Source organism: Enterobacter sp. RHBSTW-00175 (assembly GCF_013927005.1).
In the GTDB taxonomy this organism is placed as follows: Bacteria; Pseudomonadota; Gammaproteobacteria; order Enterobacterales; family Enterobacteriaceae; genus Enterobacter.
The window spans coordinates 3619181-3636384 of sequence record NZ_CP055930.1 but is presented as its reverse complement, the minus strand read 5'-3'; the positions used below and the strand labels follow the sequence as shown (position 1 = coordinate 3636384).

Annotated in this window: 16 protein-coding genes; 5 read left to right on the top strand and 11 right to left on the bottom strand. The window is 56.7% G+C overall.

Annotated elements, in window-relative coordinates; all coding sequences use genetic code 11:
• Nucleotides 1–4: 4 nt before the first annotated feature.
• Nucleotides 5–727, top strand: a complete 723-nt coding sequence (locus HV107_RS17300; RefSeq protein ID WP_182060093.1) for an ABC transporter ATP-binding protein — start codon at nucleotides 5–7, stop codon at nucleotides 725–727.
• Here the strand turns inward: HV107_RS17300 and bioD are convergent.
• Genes bioD through bioB form a run of 4 tightly spaced genes read right to left on the bottom strand, consistent with a single transcriptional unit; the run spans nucleotide 690 to nucleotide 4317 of the window.
• Entirely contained in the window at nucleotides 690–1391 is a 702-nt protein-coding gene (gene bioD, locus HV107_RS17295) for a dethiobiotin synthase (protein ID WP_182060092.1), read from the bottom strand. The genes HV107_RS17300 and bioD overlap by 38 nt on opposite strands.
• Nucleotides 1384–2139 (bottom strand): malonyl-ACP O-methyltransferase BioC, encoded by a 756-nt coding sequence (gene bioC, locus HV107_RS17290; protein ID WP_182060091.1) that lies wholly within the window; start codon nucleotides 2137–2139, stop codon nucleotides 1384–1386. Before bioC ends, bioD begins: the two co-directional genes overlap by 8 nt.
• A complete protein-coding gene (gene bioF / locus HV107_RS17285; RefSeq protein ID WP_182060090.1) occupies nucleotides 2123–3280 on the bottom strand; it encodes an 8-amino-7-oxononanoate synthase in 1158 nt (385 codons plus the stop codon). Before bioF ends, bioC begins: the two co-directional genes overlap by 17 nt.
• Nucleotides 3277–4317, bottom strand: coding sequence for a biotin synthase BioB (gene bioB, locus HV107_RS17280; protein ID WP_182060089.1), 1041 nt, complete (start codon nucleotides 4315–4317; stop codon nucleotides 3277–3279). The genes bioF and bioB overlap by 4 nt, the downstream gene beginning before the upstream one ends.
• 86 nt (nucleotides 4318–4403) lie before the next feature.
• On the opposite strand from bioB, the gene bioA reads away from it, so the two are divergent.
• Both bioA and HV107_RS17270 read left to right on the top strand, forming a co-directional pair.
• Complete coding sequence (bioA, locus tag HV107_RS17275; protein WP_395675638.1) at nucleotides 4404–5693, top strand: adenosylmethionine--8-amino-7-oxononanoate transaminase; 1290 nt, start codon at nucleotides 4404–4406, stop codon at nucleotides 5691–5693.
• Nucleotides 5694–5763: 70 nt separating this feature from the next.
• A complete protein-coding gene (locus HV107_RS17270) occupies nucleotides 5764–6240 on the top strand; it encodes a kinase inhibitor (RefSeq protein ID WP_182060087.1) in 477 nt (158 codons plus the stop codon).
• Between the two features lie 85 nt (nucleotides 6241–6325).
• Here HV107_RS17270 and hutH read toward each other — a convergent pair whose 3' ends face one another.
• From hutH to hutI, 5 genes are all read right to left on the bottom strand, one after another.
• On the bottom strand, nucleotides 6326–7846 hold the full coding sequence (gene hutH, locus HV107_RS17265) for a histidine ammonia-lyase (protein WP_182060086.1): 1521 nt from the start codon (nucleotides 7844–7846) through the stop codon (nucleotides 6326–6328).
• Nucleotides 7846–9531 carry a urocanate hydratase gene (gene hutU / locus HV107_RS17260; RefSeq protein ID WP_182060085.1) on the bottom strand — a complete coding sequence of 562 codons (1686 nt, stop codon included), beginning with the start codon at nucleotides 9529–9531 and terminating at the stop codon, nucleotides 7846–7848. The genes hutH and hutU overlap by 1 nt, the downstream gene beginning before the upstream one ends.
• A 136-nt stretch (nucleotides 9532–9667) precedes the next feature.
• Nucleotides 9668–10402: a histidine utilization repressor gene (locus HV107_RS17255; protein WP_182060084.1), complete on the bottom strand. Its 735-nt coding sequence runs from the start codon at nucleotides 10400–10402 to the stop codon at nucleotides 9668–9670.
• 19 nt (nucleotides 10403–10421) lie between these two features.
• Nucleotides 10422–11360, bottom strand: a complete 939-nt coding sequence (hutG, locus tag HV107_RS17250) for a formimidoylglutamase (protein ID WP_182060083.1) — start codon at nucleotides 11358–11360, stop codon at nucleotides 10422–10424.
• Nucleotides 11357–12580: an imidazolonepropionase gene (gene hutI / locus HV107_RS17245; protein WP_182060082.1), complete on the bottom strand. Its 1224-nt coding sequence runs from the start codon at nucleotides 12578–12580 to the stop codon at nucleotides 11357–11359. The genes hutG and hutI overlap by 4 nt, the downstream gene beginning before the upstream one ends.
• Before the next feature lie 224 nt (nucleotides 12581–12804).
• Here hutI and HV107_RS17240 point away from each other — a divergent pair, with 224 nt between their 5' ends.
• Entirely contained in the window at nucleotides 12805–14088 is a 1284-nt protein-coding gene (locus tag HV107_RS17240) for a putative acyl-CoA thioester hydrolase (protein ID WP_182060081.1), read from the top strand.
• Between the two features lie 101 nt (nucleotides 14089–14189).
• Here HV107_RS17240 and pgl read toward each other — a convergent pair whose 3' ends face one another.
• Nucleotides 14190–15185, bottom strand: coding sequence for a 6-phosphogluconolactonase (gene pgl, locus HV107_RS17235; protein WP_182060080.1), 996 nt, complete (start codon nucleotides 15183–15185; stop codon nucleotides 14190–14192).
• A 140-nt stretch (nucleotides 15186–15325) separates the two neighbouring features.
• Between pgl and HV107_RS17230 the strand changes: the two genes are divergently transcribed.
• Nucleotides 15326–16144 (top strand): pyridoxal phosphatase, encoded by an 819-nt coding sequence (locus HV107_RS17230; protein ID WP_182060079.1) that lies wholly within the window; start codon nucleotides 15326–15328, stop codon nucleotides 16142–16144.
• Here the strand turns inward: HV107_RS17230 and modC are convergent, their stop codons facing one another.
• Complete coding sequence (gene modC, locus HV107_RS17225; RefSeq protein WP_182060078.1) at nucleotides 16145–17203, bottom strand: molybdenum ABC transporter ATP-binding protein ModC; 1059 nt, start codon at nucleotides 17201–17203, stop codon at nucleotides 16145–16147. It abuts the gene before it with no gap.
• Nucleotide 17204 lies beyond the last annotated feature (1 nt).

Sequence of the window (17204 nt, the reverse complement as noted above, 5' to 3'; positions counted from 1 at the left end):
AAACATGTTGAGTCTGCGTGCAGTTAATCAGTTTTACGGAAGCCAACATACGCTATGGAATGTTGATTTAGATTTACCGCCAGGCCTGTGTACGGGGGTCATTGGCCTGCCGGGTATGGGGAAAACCACGCTGATGAACTGCATCGCGGGAAATTTACCCGTTGATAGCGGAACAATCATCTGGCATGAAGCGGGGGCACCACCGCGCGATCTGCTCAGCCAGCCACCTGAACAGCGAAACCGACCTGGCATTGGCTACGTCTCGCAGGACAGACGGATTTTCTCGCAGTTGACCATTGAAGAGAATCTGCATATCGCGATGCGGGCCACGGGAAAGCCTGATGCCTCAGCCAAAAGCGAGGTTTACGCGCTTTTCCCGCAGCTCTATACGCTGCGCCAGACACGCGCCAACGGGTTACCGCCCGATATTCAGTATCAGCTGGCGATAGCCAACGCCCTGGTGAATCGCCCGCGGGTGTTGATTCTGGATGAACCGATGCACGGCGCAGGGCCGAGCTTTGCCCAGAAGCTTGCGCAACTGTTGATAAGGCTGAACCGTGAGCTGGGTATGACGGTACTGTTAGCGGAGCAGCAGCTGTCGTTTATCCGTCGGGTTGCGGACCGCTTCTGCATGTTGTATCGCGGGCGTAACGTGGCACAGGGCCACGTTAACGAGCTGAATGATGAGCTTATTGCCCACTGGATGACACTGGAGGCAAGACGCTGAGATCCAGATAGTGACCGGTTTCGGCACTGTCGGCCCCCTCAGCAAGCCAGGGGATCTCACCCAGGCATGGCGCGGGCAGCACGCGTTTTAGTGTTGCCAGATATTCCTGATGACGCCTGCCTGGTGCGACCACATCGTTGGCTATCCAGCCCGCCAGGCGCAACCCCGCCTGCTGGATGGCCTGCGCAGTCAGCATAGCGTGGTTGATGCAGCCAAGCTTCACCCCCACCACCAGGATAACCGGGAGCTGTTCAGCCTGTACCCAATCGGCAAAGGTTTGTTGATCCGAAAGTGGTGTAAACCAGCCGCCTGCTCCTTCCACCAGTACCCACTCTGCCTGTTGCTCCAGAGCGCGTAATCCCTTCGACAACACCGCGAAATCAATCGCCCGGCCTTCGTCTGCACTGACGATGTGCGGCGAGGTTGGCTCGGCGAATGTGTAGGGATTCACCTGCGAGTAGCTCAGCGTAAGGCTGCTGTTACGTTGCAACGCCAGCGCATCCGTATTGCGTAATCCCTCTGTTGTCATCTCACTGCCCGAGGCCACTGGTTTGTAGCCCGCGGTGATAAACCCTTGCAGATTCGCCGCTTGCAATAGCGCCGAGCTGGCAACCGTCTTACCGACTTCCGTATCGGTGCCGGTGACAAAATAACGTTCAGTCACGTTCGATAATCCCATGAAAAAGTTGATAAGAGAGCGGAAACTCGCCCTGTTGCTGCGGCCAGGCCATCTCTAAACGGTGCAATTGTCCACGGGTAAGCGGTTTTTTGTCCCGTCCCGAATGCAAATGCGTCGCCCCAATACCTTTCAGCGAGCGCATGGCGCTGAGGGCATCGCTAAAACTGAGCGTAATGGTCTGCACCACGCTGCGGTTACGCCAGCCTTTCAGCGCCTGGAGCACCTCATCCTGCGATAAAAACCGGTTAGCGTGCGCCCCGGCATCCACCGCATGCCAGGCCTGATTCAGCTCCGGCAACGAGCTTTCAAGCAGCGTGGTAAAAGCGATTTTTCCACCGGGTCGTGCCACGCGATACAGCTCATGCAACGCCTGAGGCAGGCTGCTGCACCACTGCACTGCAAGGTGGCTCCACACCAGGTCAAACTGCCCGTCGGGCAGGGGAATGGCTTCAATATCCGCGACCAGATAGCGGTCAGCCGCCTGTTGCTGGCGTGCTTCGTCAAGCATTTGCGAAGAGAGATCGATAGCTGTCACACAGCTTCCCGCGGCGCGCCAGTAGCGGCTGTTCGCGCCCGGGCCACATCCGGCATCCAGCACCTGCGGGAAATGGCTCTCGCCCAGCGTGCTGAGCAACCCACGCGCGCTCTGACGTTGCAGTTCATCGTGTTGTGAATAGCTCTGCGCCGCGCGACCAAACGCAGCGGCAATGGCCTCTTTATTGACGGGCGGCATACAGCGCCTCCAGCAGCGTATCGATATCCTGCGTTTCGTGAGCCGCCGTGAGCGTAAGGCGTAACCGCGCCGTGCCAGGAGGTACCGTCGGCGGGCGGATCGCCGTCACCCACATGCCCTGTTCGCGTAGCATTTGCGCCAGCTTCAGTGCCCGGCCGTTATCCCCTACGATCACCGGCTGAATTGCACTCAGTGAGTCAGTGCTCTGGAAAGGCAGCGTGCTTAAGCCCTGGCGGAAATGCCGGATGTGTTGTGCTAAGCGCTGCCGACGTGCTTCTCCGTCATCCCCACGTATTACCTGCATTGACGCAGATAACGCCACGGCCTGCGCAGGCGGCATACTGGTGCTGTAAATCAAGTGTCGTGCGAATTGCAGTAGATAATCGGCAACCGTTTCACTGCACAGCACCGCCGCTCCGCTGACACCAAATCCTTTACCGAACGTCACCACCAGCAATTCGGGTTTCACGCCCTGGTGATACGCGCTTCCGCGCCCTTCATCACCCACCACGCCGATCCCGTGGGCATCATCCACCAGCAGCCAGGCGTTATGCTGCTGCGCAACGTCATGCAGGGCGTTTAGCGGTGCGCTGTCGCCGTCCATGCTAAACACCCCTTCCGTCACCACCAGCTGTTGGCCGTCACAGGGTTTGTCCAGCAGAGCGTGAAGCGGGGTGGCGTCATTATGGGCAAAGCGGCGAAGCTGCGCCGGGCTCAGGTTTGCCGCCTCCAGTAGTGAGGCATGGCTTAAACGGTCGGCCACAATTCTGTCGTCTTTCCCCATCAGGGCGGTAATCACCGCCTGATTGGCCGCAAAACCCGAGATAAACAGCAACGCACGGGGATACCCCAGCCAGTCGGCAAGCTCTTCCTCCAGCGCCTGATGGGCTGTGGTGTAACCGCTGACGTGGCCTGATCCCCCACTGCCCACGCCGTAACGTTCGGCTCCCTGCTGCCAGGCGCGGACAATCTGCGGATGCTGACTTAAGGCCAGATAATCGTTACTGGAGAAGTTGCAAAAACGCTGATTGTCGCGGGTGAGAAAACGGCCTGCACCGTTTTCCACAACCCTGCGTACGCGAAAAGCCTCCGCCGCCCGGCGTTCCTCCAGGGCGGTGTTTATGCGTTGTTGCCAGGTCATACAGCTGCCGCGTTGTAAAACTGGTCAGTATCGGCGTTGAAAATTTGCTGCTCCAGCTGCTGCTGTTGCTCGTTATCGCCCGTCAGCACATCAGTCTGGTGCGGATTCAGCCCTAATTTACGGAACAGCTGGACGTCTTTGTCCTCTTCCGGGTTTGGCGTGGTCAGCAGTTTGCAACCGTAGAAAATAGAGTTTGCACCGGCCATAAAGCACATCGCCTGCGTCTGTTCGCTCATCTGCTCGCGCCCGGCAGACAGGCGCACAAAGGAGGTCGGCATCATGATGCGCGCCACCGCAATGGTGCGGATAAAATCAAACGCATCGACGTCGTCGTTATCCGCCAGCGGCGTACCTTTCACCTTCACCAGCATGTTAATTGGCACGCTTTCTGGTGGGGTTGGCAGGTTGGCCAGTTGCAACAGCAGACCGGCGCGATCTTTCACCGTTTCGCCCAGGCCGACAATACCGCCGGAACACACTTTGATGCCCGCATCACGGACTTTATCCAGGGTGTCCAGGCGCTCCTGGTAGGTACGCGTGGTGATGATGTTGCCGTAAAACTCAGGAGAGGTGTCGAGGTTATGGTTGTAGTAATCCAGACCCGCAGCGGACAGACGTTGTGCCTGATCGTCATTCAGCGTTCCCAGCGTCATACAGGCTTCCAGCCCCATCTCCTTCACGCCTTTCACCATCTGTTCCAGATAGGGCATGTCGCGATCGTGTGGGTTCTTCCACGCAGCACCCATGCAAAAACGGGTCGATCCTGCGTTTTTCGCTTTACGCGCAGAATCCAGGACCTGCTCCACTTCCATGAGGCGTTCGGATTCAAGACCGGTTTTATAGCGAGCGCTTTGCGGGCAATATTTGCAATCTTCCGGGCACGCGCCCGTCTTGATCGACAGCAGCGTACTGACCTGCACATGACGCGGGTCGAAGTGCTGGCGGTGTACCGTTTGCGCTTCAAACAGCAGCTCAAGGAAAGGCTTATCAAATAATTCAGTGACTTGCGACATTGTCCAGCGTGCGTGGTGAGCCATCGGGCTTCTCCAAAGGGTTTTGTTAATTTTCGGTTCGGTTTATACTCGTAAACCTAAAACTTTTCAAAATGGTTTACAAGTCGATTATGACCCAGGACGATCTCGCCTTCGATAAGCTGCATATCTGGCACCCTTACACTTCCACGACGAACCCGCTGCCCGTTTACCCTGTGGCCTCTGCCCACGGCTGCGAACTGCATCTCGCCAGCGGCGAGCGGCTTGTTGACGGGATGTCCTCTTGGTGGGCCGCCATTCACGGCTACAACAATCCGCGTCTGAACGCGGCGATGAAAGCGCAGATTGACCAGATGTCGCACGTGATGTTCGGCGGCATCACTCATCAGCCTGCGGTTGACCTTTGCCGCCGTCTGGTGGCGATGACACCTGACTCGCTGGAGTGCGTTTTCCTCGCGGACTCGGGTTCCGTCGCCGTTGAAGTGGCGATGAAAATGGCGTTGCAGTACTGGCACGCAAAAGGCGAGGCCCGCCAGCGGTTCCTCACCTTCCGCAACGGTTATCACGGGGATACCTTCGGCGCGATGTCGGTCTGTGATCCGGATAACTCGATGCACAGCCTGTGGAAGGGCTACCTGCCGGAAAACCTGTTTGCCCCGGCGCCACAAAGCCGTTTCGGTGGTGAGTGGAACGAGATGGACATGGTCGGCTTTGCGCGACTGATGGCCGCGCACCGCCATGAGATAGCCGCAGTGATCCTCGAGCCTGTTGTGCAGGGTGCAGGTGGGATGCGCATGTACCATCCCGAGTGGCTGAAACGTATTCGTAAGATGTGCGATCGCGAAGGCATTCTGCTGATTGCCGATGAGATAGCCACCGGCTTTGGCCGCACCGGCAAACTGTTTGCCTGTGAACATGCCGGTATTGCGCCGGATATTCTGTGCCTGGGTAAAGCGCTGACCGGCGGCACGATGACGCTTTCCGCCACGCTCACCACGCGCCACGTTGCCGATACCATCAGCGACGGTGAAGCAGGTTGCTTTATGCATGGCCCGACGTTTATGGGAAATCCACTGGCCTGTGCGGTCGCGAGCGAAAGCCTTGCCATCCTGGAGAGCGGCGAATGGCAAACCCAGGTGGCTGCAATTGAAGCGCAGCTTCAGCAGGAGCTCAGCGCGGCATCGGGTTCTGAGTTTGTTGCAGATGTGCGCGTGCTTGGCGCTATTGGCGTGATTGAGACAACACATCCAGTGAATATGGCCGCGCTACAACGCTTCTTCGTCGAGCGTGGCGTCTGGGTTCGTCCTTTCGGTAAGCTTATCTATCTGATGCCGCCATATCTCATTACCGGGGATCAGCTGCGCAAGCTGACCGCCGCGGTTGTCGAAGCGGTTAAGGTTCCCGCACATTTTGCGATTTAATCCAGGGCGTTAGCTTCGGTACTCTGTTTATGCATTACACTTTTTGCACGGCTCAGTACGGAGAAAACGAATGAAACTCATCAGTCAGGATCTGCGCGACGGCGAGAAATTGCCTGAGCGCCACGTATTTAACGGAATGGGATATCAGGGGGATAATTTATCCCCGCATCTGGCCTGGGATGACGTTCCTGAGGGAACCAAAAGCTTTGTCGTCACCTGCTACGACCCGGATGCGCCAACCGGCTCGGGCTGGTGGCACTGGATTGTCGCCAACCTGCCAGCCAGCACGCGCGTCCTGCCGCAGGGTGCGGGCTCTGGCGTTGCCGCCCTGCCAGAGGGCGCGATCCAGACGCGTACCGACTTTGGTAAAGCGGGGTACGGCGGCGCTGCACCACCAAAAGGGGAAACCCACCGCTATATCTTCACGGTTCATGCACTGGATGTGGATAGGATTGAAGTGGACGAAGGTGCCAGCGGCGCGATGGTGGGCTTTAACGTGCACTTCCATTCGCTTGGAAGCGCGTCGATAACGGCGATGTACTCCTGATAAAAAGCCGGGTGGCGGCTTCGCCTTACCCGGCCTACATTTTGCACCCGTAGGCCCGGTAAGCTCAGTGCCACCGGGCAAGCAATTACAGCACCGACGGTAACAATCCCACCAGCCGCCCTTCCTCAAGAAGCTGCATCGCCTTATCAATATCCGGGGCAAAGAAACGGTCGTCATCGTAATGCGTGACATGCTCGCGCAGAACATGGCGTGCCTGCTCCAGTAACGCACTGGATTTCAGCCCTTCACGCAGGTCAACACCCTGACAGGCCGCCAGCCACTCAACCGCCAGTACTCCACGGGTGTTAGAGGCCATTTCCCACAGACGACGCCCGGCAGCCGGAGCCATCGAAACGTGATCTTCCTGGTTTGCCGATGTCGGCAGGCTGTCCACGCTGTGCGGATGCGACAGCGCTTTGTTCTCACTTGCCAGCGCCGCGGCCGTCACCTGGGCAATCATAAAGCCCGAGTTCACCCCGCCGTTACGCACCAGGAACGGTGGCAACTGAGACATATGTTTGTCCATCATCAGCGCGATACGGCGTTCAGATAACGCCCCCACTTCGGCAATCGCCAGCGCAATGTTATCTGCTGCCATTGCCACAGGCTCAGCGTGGAAGTTACCACCGGACACCACTTCGTTTTCCTGGGCAAACACCAGCGGGTTATCCGACACCGCGTTGGCTTCCACCAGCAATACCTCTGCCGCCTGACGTAGTTGCGTCAGACACGCCCCCATCACCTGTGGCTGGCAGCGCAGGGAATACGGATCCTGCACCTTGTCACAGTTATGGTGAGACTCGGCAATGTCGCTGGTATCCGTGAGTAAATGACGGTACATCGCAGCGGCATCAATCTGCCCACGCTGACCGCGCACCTCGTGAATACGAGCATCAAACGGACGACGTGAGCCGAGCACAGCTTCGGTGGTCAGGGCACCGCACACCACCGCCGAGGCAAACAGATCTTCGGCTTCAAACAGGCCGCGCAGGGCAAATGCAGTGGATGCCTGCGTCCCATTGAGCAGCGCCAGGCCTTCTTTCGCCGCCAACGTAATCGGCGCCAGACCCGCTTTTTTCAGCGCCTCTTTCGCAGGTAACCACTCTCCCTGCCAGCGCGCCTTGCCTTCACCCAGCAGCAGCAAAGACATATGCGCCAGGGGAGCCAGGTCGCCGGAGGCACCCACAGAGCCTTTCGCCGGGATCCACGGATAGACGTCGGCATTCACCAGCGCCATCAGCGCCTGGATAACGCTCAGTCGGATGCCGGAAAAACCACGCGCCAGGCTGTTGATTTTGAGTACCATCATCAGACGGACAATCTCATCATCCAGCGGCTGCCCAACGCCCGCCGCATGGGAAAGCACCAGCGAACGTTGCAGGTTTTCCAGATCGTGAGTCGCAATACGCGTCTGGGCTAACAGGCCAAATCCGGTGTTGATACCGTACGCGGTGCGCCCTTCGGCCACAATGGCCTCGACGCAGGCAACGCTGTCGTTAATTGCGCGATGGGCGCTTTCATCCAGCGCCAGTGTCACCGGGTGACGCCAGACGTTACGCAGCTGTTTTAGCGTCAGTGAGCCGGGGGTGAGTGTAAGAACGTTCATTAAAGCTTTCCTTGTGTGGCAGGGATCATCGGCAGGTTTAACCCCTGCTCTTTGGCACATTCAACCGCTATCTCGTAACCCGCATCCGCATGTCGCATCACGCCGGTTGCCGGGTCGTTATGCAGCACGCGAGCGATACGCGCGGCCGCTTCGTCAGTACCGTCGCAGACAATGACCATCCCCGAATGCTGGGAGAAGCCCATTCCTACGCCGCCGCCGTGGTGCAGCGATACCCAGGTTGCACCGCTGGCAGTGTTCAGTAACGCATTCAGTAATGGCCAGTCGGATACCGCATCCGAACCGTCACGCATGGCTTCGGTTTCACGGTTAGGGCTAGCGACCGAACCGGAATCGAGGTGGTCGCGTCCGATAACAATCGGCGCGGAGACTTCACCGCTGCGCACCATTTCGTTAAACGCCAGGCCCAGCTTCTGGCGCCATTCCAGCCCTACCCAGCAGATACGCGCCGGTAAGCCCTGGAAGTTAATGCGTTCGCGGGCCATATCCAGCCAGTGATGCAGGTGTTCGTCGTCTGCAACAATCTCTTTGACCTTCGCATCCGTTTTGTAGATATCTTCCGGGTCGCCGGACAGGGCAACCCAGCGGAATGGGCCAATACCGCGACAGAACAGCGGGCGGATATAGGCAGGTACGAAGCCCGGGAAATCAAAAGCGTTGGCCACCCCCATCTCTTTGGCCATCTGGCGGATGTTGTTGCCGTAATCGAAGGTAGGGATGCCCATCTTGCTGAACGCCAGCATGGCGCTCACATGCTCTGCCATGGATTGTTTTGCCGCAAGCACCGTGCCTTCCGGGTCGGTTTCGGCTTTTTGCTGATAGGCTTCCCACGTCCAGCCTTTAGGCAGATAGCCGTGCAGCGGATCGTGGGCGCTGGTCTGGTCGGTGACTAAATCAGGGCGAACGCCGCGAGCCACCAGTTCCGGGAGGATATCCGCCGCGTTACCGCACAGGGCAATCGACACAGCTTTACCTTCAGCGGTGTATTTTTTAATGCGCGCCAGCGCGTCATCAAGGTTTTCGGCCTGTTCATCGACATAGCGGGTACGCAGACGGAAATCGATGCGGCTCTGCTGGCATTCAATGTTCAGGGAACAGGCACCAGCAAGCGTTGCGGCCAGCGGCTGTGCACCGCCCATTCCGCCTAAACCCGCAGTCAGTACCCAACGGCCTTTCAGCGAGCCGTTATAGTGCTGGCGACCGGCCTCAACGAAGGTTTCATAGGTTCCCTGCACAATCCCCTGACTGCCAATATAGATCCAGCTACCTGCGGTCATCTGGCCGTACATCGCCAGCCCTTTCGCGTCCAGCTCGTTGAAGTGTTCCCAGGTCGCCCAGTGTGGCACCAGGTTTGAGTTTGCAATCAGCACGCGCGGCGCGTTTTTGTGGGTTTTGAATACGCCGACCGGTTTGCCGGATTGCACCAGCAGAGTTTCGTCGTTCTCCAGTTGAGTCAGGGCTTCTACAATGGCGTCGTAGCACTCCCAGTTGCGCGCGGCACGGCCAATGCCGCCGTAGACCACTAACTCATGGGGATTTTCTGCGACCTCAGGATCAAGGTTGTTCATCAACATGCGCAGCGGTGCTTCGGTGAGCCAGCTTTTTGCAGTGAGCGTGGTGCCACGCGCAGCGCGGACATCCTGCTGGCGGTATTTACCTGACGACATTGTGTGCTCCTCATACGGGACAGATGATACAAATAGATATACTTGTATAGACAAGCACACACAAGGATGGTTTTAACAAAAAAGATACAATTTTGTTATATTGAGTTAGCTATCACGCTTTTACTTCTTATGACCCTCAGGACATAAAATGGCCCTGCAACCGGTAACGATCTCCCGGGAACAGCAGCCTGGCGTGTGACACTATCTGGGACGATGACCAGGTGCGGCGGCGGATAAGCAGGCAGGGATCGTGCTCTTTAATCCGCAGCAGTTCCCACTCCTGCTGTGTAGCGCGCACTGCTTCCACGATATGCTCCCCTTCCGTGAGCGGTGCCACCAGCGACAAATACGCGTGCGGTGTGGTGCGGGTATAATCCTGTTCAAGATATTCGGGCACGCTCAGCGCATTGACGCAGCGATCTTCAATCTGCACCGGGACATCATTTTCAAAGTGGACCATTATCGAATGGAAAACCCGCGTCCCCTCTTTGACGTTCAGCTCCAGAGCCTGTTCGGCACTGGCCTGGGTTTCTTCAAGCACCAGCACTTCGCAATGGTGCTGATGGTTACGCGCTGCAATCTCATCGGCAATACTGCGGATTTCAAACAGGGCCGATTGTCCTTTTGGTTCAGCCACAAAGGTCCCCACCCCTTGCAGGCGCACCAGCAAGCCTTCATCGGTCAGCTCGCGCAGCGCGCGGTTGATGGTCATACGGCTAAAACCAAACTGCGCCACCAGCTCAGCCTCTGACGGTATACGGTCGTGTGGGCGCCATACGCCGCTGGCAATTTTTTCGCTGATCGCCTGCTTCACCTTTTCGTAAAACGGCGCAGGCGGGCTCGGTTGGGTCTGAGGTGAGCGTGAAAACATGGTGACTCCTTAACCTGTGTTATGCCCACCAGTGAGCAATTTGCCAGGCCAGACGGGCGGCGAGTTTCGCCCCCTGACCGTCCCGGTCGTAATGTGGATTAAATTCAACTAAATCTGCCGCCCGCAGTTTTCCGCTGCGGCAGATGCGCTCGATGACCGGCAACAAGTCCAGCGCAGGAATACCTAACGCCGCAGGAGCTGATACGGCGGGCATCTCACCGGCGGGCAACACATCAAGATCGATGGTCAGATAAACGTTGTCTGCCCGGGCCAGAACCTCCTCAAGCGCGGATAACGCGTCGCGACGGAAATGGAGATCTTCAACCAGCGTCACGTTCAGCCGTTCGGCTTCATCCCACAACGCCTGAGTATTTGCCGCCCGGCTTACGCCAAAACAGGCATACTGAAACGCGCGAGACTGTTCAGCACAGTAGTGCGCAAGCTGACGAAACGGCGTGCCGGAGGTGGCACGTTCTGCCTTGCGCAGATCAAGATGGGCATCAAGGTTAATAATGGCCACACGCTCATGCGGGAAGGCATCCAGTACGCCGCGCCCGTGCGCCCAGGCGGTTTCATGCCCGCCGCCAAAAACAAGCGTATGCATCCCGGCACGCTGGCAGGCTGTAACCGCATCGCTTAACGCCCGCTGCGCGGCTTCAAGCGCTTCACCCTCGACATCAATCGTGCCCATATCCACAAGCCGCTCATGCCCCTGATGGCTGGCCATATTTGCCAGCGCTTTGCGCAGGACATCGGGAGCCTGCACGGCACCCGGTCTGCCGTGGTTGCGTTTTACGCCTTCATCACACCCGAAGCCCAGCAGCGCAATACCTGAGGATTCGGGCGCAAACTGCGCCTGCTGCCGGATGGTCTGGAAAATGCGTGTGGCATTGCTGGCCTCTGCGCTGTCATCGCGCCCCTGCCAGACCTGTTCAGAAACGGGCCGCCATAACGTCATACTGCCTCCCCACGAAAGATACGTTGATACAGCGGGTTACGCCCGGGTTCATACACCATTTCTACAGGGTGCTTAGCATCCCAGACGATAAAGTCAGCCACAAAACCTGCCTTTAACTGCCCGTGAGTTGCACCACGTCCGAGCGCGTGTGCGGCATGTCGCGTCACACCAGCCCAGGCTTCTTCGGGGGTCAGGCCAAACTGGACACAGGCCATATTCATCGCCAGATGCAGGCTGGCAAACGGGCTGGTCCCGGGGTTGTAGTCGGTGGCGACCGCCATAACAACACCCTGTTTTCTGAGCTGTTCAACCGGCGGGCGCTGGCGCTCCTGGAGGAAATAGAAAGCACCGGGTAGCAGTACTGCAACAGTGCCGCTTTCTGCCATCGCCTGAACCCCGGCCTCATCAAGATATTCAATATGATCGGCGGAAAGCCCCTGGTAACGGCTGACCAACGCCGCGCCGCCAAGATTAGAAAGCTGCTCGACATGCCCTTTCACCGGAATACCCAGCGCGAGCGCGGCCTGGAATACCCGCTCGGTTTGCGCTGGGGTGAATCCGACGTTTTCACAAAAAACGTCTACCGATTCGAACAACCCTTTTTGCCACAGGGCAGGCATTATCTGCTCGCACACCAGCGTGAGATAGGCATCCGGGTCATGCCGGTATTCTGCGGGCACCGCATGAGCCGCAAGCAGCGTCGGGCTAATTTCCACCGGATTTTTATGGCCGAGCTGGCGCGCCACCTGCAACATTTTCTCTTCGGCTTCGGCATTCAGACCGTATCCTGACTTGATTTCAAGGGTTGTCACGCCTTCATTCATCAGCCGTTGCAGGCGCTGCTGAGCAAGCTTCAGTAACGCTTCCGGGGTGCTGTTGCGGGTTGCGGTCACGGTGGCGTTAATCCCGCCGCCCTGTGCGCTTATGGTCTGATAAGAGACACCGTTTAACCGCTGCTCCCATTCCGCCGCGCGATCGCCGCCAAATACCAGATGGGTATGGCAGTCGATAAGCCCCGGCGTAACCAGCCTTCCCGCTAAATCCTTGCTGTTAGCGTGCCCGTGAGGGATGTCTGCTTCGGGGATCACGGCCAGGATCGTCCGGCCGCGGACCACCAGCGCAGAGTGTTCAGTCAGTCCATAAGGGGCGGGATGGTCGGGATCCATTGTCGCCAGTCGCGCATTACGCCAGATAACATCGTCGGGATGAAGCTGCTGCATGGGGCTTCCACTTGTCATGGGTTGTATAGACATTTATTTTCATCTGTTTGCCGCTGTCAACCGCCTTTACGGAAAATGTTATTTATTTGTGATTACTTTCCCGCATCCGCTGGGCGAAAAATGCAACTTTTTACCATTTAAACTTCCCGTTTCGCTCAACTTAGTATAAAAAAGCAGGCTATTTCGTCTATCTCGTTAAGACTTGCATACCCAGGAGCTTTACCTTGAACATTTCCAGGATTTCCCGTCTGGCGTTAGCACTTGCCTTTGGCGTGACATTATCCGCATGTAGCTCAACCCCACCGGACCAGCAGCCTTCTGAGCAGGTTGCACCGGGCACCGCATCTCGTCCGGTACTGTCTGCTGATGAAGCGAAAAACTTCAGCCAGGCGCGTTACTTCACGGCAATGGACCCAAATGGGGCACCGTGGAGCCCGTCTTCAATCAACCTGCCTAAGCAGCCTGATTTTGTTGTCGGCCCGGCAGGTACGCAGGGTGTCACGCATACCTCTATTCAGGCAGCAGTTGACGCAGCAATCACCAAACACAGCGCATCCCGCCAGTACATCGCGATCCTGCCAGGCGAATACGAAGGCACCGTTTATGTGCCTGCCGCGCCAGGCAGCATTACCCTGTACGGTACGGGTGAAAAAGCCATCGACGCGAAAATTGGTCTGGCGATTGACTCCGAAATCGACAGCAACACCTGGCGTCGTCTGGTGAACCCGGCCGGGAAATATATGCCGGGCAAACCTGCGTGGTATATGTTCGATAACTGCCAGAGCAAACGTACCGCGACCGTGGGTATGATGTGCTCTGCGGTATTCTGGTCGCAGAACAACGGCCTTCAGTTGCAGAACCTGACCATTCAAAACACCCTGGGTGATAGCGTGGATGCTGGTACTCATCAGGCGGTTGCACTGCGCAGTGATGGCGATCAGGTTCAGATTAATAACGTGAACATTCTGGGTCGTCAGAACACCTTCTTCGTGACCAACAGCGGTGTACAGAACACGATTGTGAATAACCGTCTGACCCGTACTCTGGTCACCAACAGCTACGTTGAAGGCGATGTAGACCTCGTTTCTGGTCGTGGCGCCGTGGTGTTTAATAACACTGAATTCCGCGTAGTGAACTCCCGTACACAGCAGGAAGGTTATGTGTTCGCGCCGGCAACACAGTCCAGCCTGTTCTACGGCTTCCTGGCGGTGAACAGCCGCTTCACCGCGTCCGGTAATGGCGTTGCGCAGTTGGGTCGCTCTCTGGATGTGGACTCTGCCACCAACGGCCAGGTTGTTATCCGCGACAGCGTGATCAACGAAGGTTTCAACACGGCAAAACCGTGGGCAGACGCCGCAGTGTCTAAACGTCCATTCTCCGGCAACACCGGTGCTGTGGATGATAAAGGCAACGTGCAGCGCAACCTGAACGACGCTAACTTCAACCGCATGTGGGAATACAACAACCGCGGTCTGGGTAGCAAAGTGGTTGCAGAGCCGAAGCAGTAATCTGTTTTGCCGGGTGGCGGCTTCGCCTTACCCGGCCTACAAAACCCATTCACTGGGCATAAAAAAACCTCGCATCGGCGAGGTTTTTTGTTTTACACCGCTTAGTGTGCGTTAACGACAACCCACATTGGCCCCTGGCCTACGGCATAACGCCCCTTCTCTTCCAGCAAGCCCTGCTCACCTTTGATTTCATACAGCGCAATGTGATGGGATTTTTGTCCCGCCGCAATCAGGTATTTCCCGCTGTGGTCGATATTAAAACCGCGTGGCTGGGTTTCCGTTGGCTGGAAGCCTTCAATCGCCAGCACGCTGCCGTCTTCAGAGATGCTGAACACGGTAATCAGGCTTGAGGTGCGGTCACAGGCGTAGAGATGACGGCCATCCGGTGTAATGTGGATATCCGCAGCCCAGCGAGTGTCGGAGAAGTCTGACGGCATCATATCCAGTGTCTGTACGCACTCAATCTCGCCGTTTGGATCTTTCAGTTCCCACACATCCACAGAACTGTTCAGCTCGTTCACCACATAGGCGTACTGCTGATTGGGATGGAACACCATGTGGCGTGGGCCTGCGCCCTCAACGGTCGTCACTTCAGCCGGGTTTTGCGTAACCAGGTGACCATCGTCACTCAGGGTAAACAAGCAAATGCGATCCTGCTTCAGCGCAGGAACCCACAGCGTGCGGTTGTCCGGGGTGATATTGGCAGAGTGGCACCCTTCCAGCCCTTCGACCACATCGACAGTTTCAACCGGGATGCCATCTTCCAGACGCGTCACGCTGACGCAGCCGGAGTTATAGGAGCCGCTGAACACGAAGTTGCCTTTGTGATCGGTCGAAATATGGGTTGGGCTACCCGGCAGCGGAGCTTCGGCGGTGAAGGTCAGTGCGCCATCATCCGGGGCGATGCGGTAAGCCAGTACGCGAAATTCAGGGCGCACGCCAACATAGAGAAAACGTTTATCCGGGCTGACGACCATCGGCTGAACTTGTCCGGGAACATCAACAACCTGAACCAGCGTGAGTGAACCTTCTGCATTCAAACGCCAGACATGGATCTGCTGGCTTTCAGGACTGGCGGTATAAACGGTTTGTTTCATGAATACTCCTTTCCTCACTGCGCGTGAAAGTGATTATTTTTAACGGTGAATGCTGAATTTTAGCCAGGAATTTTGCAGCGATCTTCACTCGGTGTACCATCCCCTAAGACCTTAAATTCAATATTAACCCGGAAGAACAAATGACCTCGCGTGTGATTGCACTGGATTTAGACGGTACACTGCTTACCCCTCAAAAAACCCTGCTGCCCTCTTCTCTCGATGCGCTAAAGCGTGCAAAAGAAGCGGGATATCAACTCCTGATCGTAACGGGTCGACATCACGTTGCCATTCATCCTTTTTATCAGGCACTGGCGTTAGATACACCTGCAATTTGTTGTAATGGCACTTATTTGTATGATTATCAGGCAAAAAAGGTTCTGGAGTCTGATCCACTGCCTGTTCCTCAGGCGCTGCAATTGATTGATCTGCTGGATGAACACAACATTCATGGCCTGATGTATGTAGATAACGCGATGGTGTATGAACGCCCAACAGGCCACGTTATCCGTACCAGCAACTGGGCGTTATCGTTGCCTGAAGCACAGCGTCCGGTCTTTACTCAGGTTGCCTCTTTGCGCCAGGCGGCTGCGGATGTTGACGCTATCTGGAAATTCGCCCTGACGGACGAAGACACCACCAAACTGAACGGCTTTGCAAAACACGTCGAGCAGACGCTCGGTCTGGAATGCGAATGGTCATGGCACGATCAGGTGGATATTGCCCGCAAAGGCAACAGCAAAGGCAAACGTCTGACGCAGTATGTGGAGTCTCAGGGCTGGTCAATGCAGAACGTGATTGCTTTTGGCGACAACTATAACGACATCAGTATGCTGGAAGCCGCAGGCACTGGCGTGGCGATGGGCAATGCCGATGACGCCATTAAAGCGCGCGCCAACGTGGTAATTGGCGACAACACCACCGACAGCATTGCGCAGTATATCTATACCCACCTGCTGTGATCAGGTGGTGATCGAGACACTCTTGATTTGCGCGTAAAGCCACAGGCCAGGTTTGATCCCCAACTCATCTCTGGCCCACGGGCTGATACGCGCCCACAGCGTTTTGCTGCCAACCTCGAGCTGCACTTCCACCTGGGCGTTATCATCAAAACACTGAGCCACTTTGGCGCGCAGAATATTACGAATGCTGGTTTGCAGAGGTGGTTGCAGCACCAGAGAGACATCCGAGGCCTGAATGCGAATACGCAACGCAGACTGAAGCGGTTTATCAATCCTATTGACCCACAAATGCTGATCGCCGAGCGCCAGCGCGGTCATTGCGTAGTGCGGATGATGCTCCAGCACACTGACCTTCAGGATACTGCTCTGTTGCTCTTTCGGCAGCCACGGATGCATGACGCTGCTGCCCCACACCTCTTCCAGATTGCCAAACGCTTTCACACTGCCGTTTTCCAGCACCAGCACTTTGTCTGCCAGATGCAGAATTTCATCAAGCGAATGGCTGACGTAGAGCATCGGGATATTAATTTCGCGGGCCAGGCGTTGCAGATACGGCAGCAGTTCGCGCTTACGCGGGATATCCAGCGATGCCAGCGGCTCATCCAGCAACAGTAATTCCGGTGCGGTCAGTAATGCACGCCCAATGGCAACACGCTGTTTCTCACCGCCAGAAAGCGAAGACGGAAGGCGGTCGAGCAGTTGTTCAATGCCCAACAACGCAACGAGCTTCTCAAACTGCCCGGCCATGCTTTTCGCCATGCCGTAACGCAGATTACCGCGCACGCTGTAGTGCGGGAATAACCTTGCATCCTGGAAAACGTAACCGATGCGCCGTTTATCCGGTGACAGGTAAATTTTGTTTTCCACGTCATTTAAGACGTGCTTATTCAATACGATACGACCTGACTGAGGGCGAGTCAGACCGCTAATGGCGTTAATCAGCGAGGTTTTCCCCGCGCCAGAGACGCCAAAAATAGCCGTAATGCCGCTCGCCGGCAGGGTCTCGTTCAGCGTCAGGCAATGGTCGCCCAGCGTCTGGGTGAAATTCAGCTCCAGCATG

What these genes read in the sequence shown, in the direction of transcription:
- HV107_RS17300 (WP_182060093.1), top strand. Translation starts at nt 5, where the DNA reads ATGTTGAGTCTGCGTGCAGTTAATCAGTTTTACGGAAGCCAACATACG.
- bioC (WP_182060091.1), bottom strand. Translation starts at nt 2,139, where the DNA reads ATGCCGCCCGTCAATAAAGAGGCCATTGCCGCTGCGTTTGGTCGCGCG.
- bioF (WP_182060090.1), bottom strand. Translation starts at nt 3,280, where the DNA reads ATGACCTGGCAACAACGCATAAACACCGCCCTGGAGGAACGCCGGGCG.
- bioB (WP_182060089.1), bottom strand. Translation starts at nt 4,317, where the DNA reads ATGGCTCACCACGCACGCTGGACAATGTCGCAAGTCACTGAATTATTT.
- bioA (WP_395675638.1), top strand. Translation starts at nt 4,404, where the DNA reads ATGACCCAGGACGATCTCGCCTTCGATAAGCTGCATATCTGGCACCCT.
- HV107_RS17270 (WP_182060087.1), top strand. Translation starts at nt 5,764, where the DNA reads ATGAAACTCATCAGTCAGGATCTGCGCGACGGCGAGAAATTGCCTGAG.
- hutH (WP_182060086.1), bottom strand. Translation starts at nt 7,846, where the DNA reads ATGAACGTTCTTACACTCACCCCCGGCTCACTGACGCTAAAACAGCTG.
- hutU (WP_182060085.1), bottom strand. Translation starts at nt 9,531, where the DNA reads ATGTCGTCAGGTAAATACCGCCAGCAGGATGTCCGCGCTGCGCGTGGC.
- HV107_RS17255 (WP_182060084.1), bottom strand. Translation starts at nt 10,402, where the DNA reads ATGTTTTCACGCTCACCTCAGACCCAACCGAGCCCGCCTGCGCCGTTT.
- hutG (WP_182060083.1), bottom strand. Translation starts at nt 11,360, where the DNA reads ATGACGTTATGGCGGCCCGTTTCTGAACAGGTCTGGCAGGGGCGCGAT.
- hutI (WP_182060082.1), bottom strand. Translation starts at nt 12,580, where the DNA reads ATGCAGCAGCTTCATCCCGACGATGTTATCTGGCGTAATGCGCGACTG.
- pgl (WP_182060080.1), bottom strand. Translation starts at nt 15,185, where the DNA reads ATGAAACAAACCGTTTATACCGCCAGTCCTGAAAGCCAGCAGATCCAT.
- HV107_RS17230 (WP_182060079.1), top strand. Translation starts at nt 15,326, where the DNA reads ATGACCTCGCGTGTGATTGCACTGGATTTAGACGGTACACTGCTTACC.
- modC (WP_182060078.1), bottom strand. Translation starts at nt 17,203, where the DNA reads ATGCTGGAGCTGAATTTCACCCAGACGCTGGGCGACCATTGCCTGACG.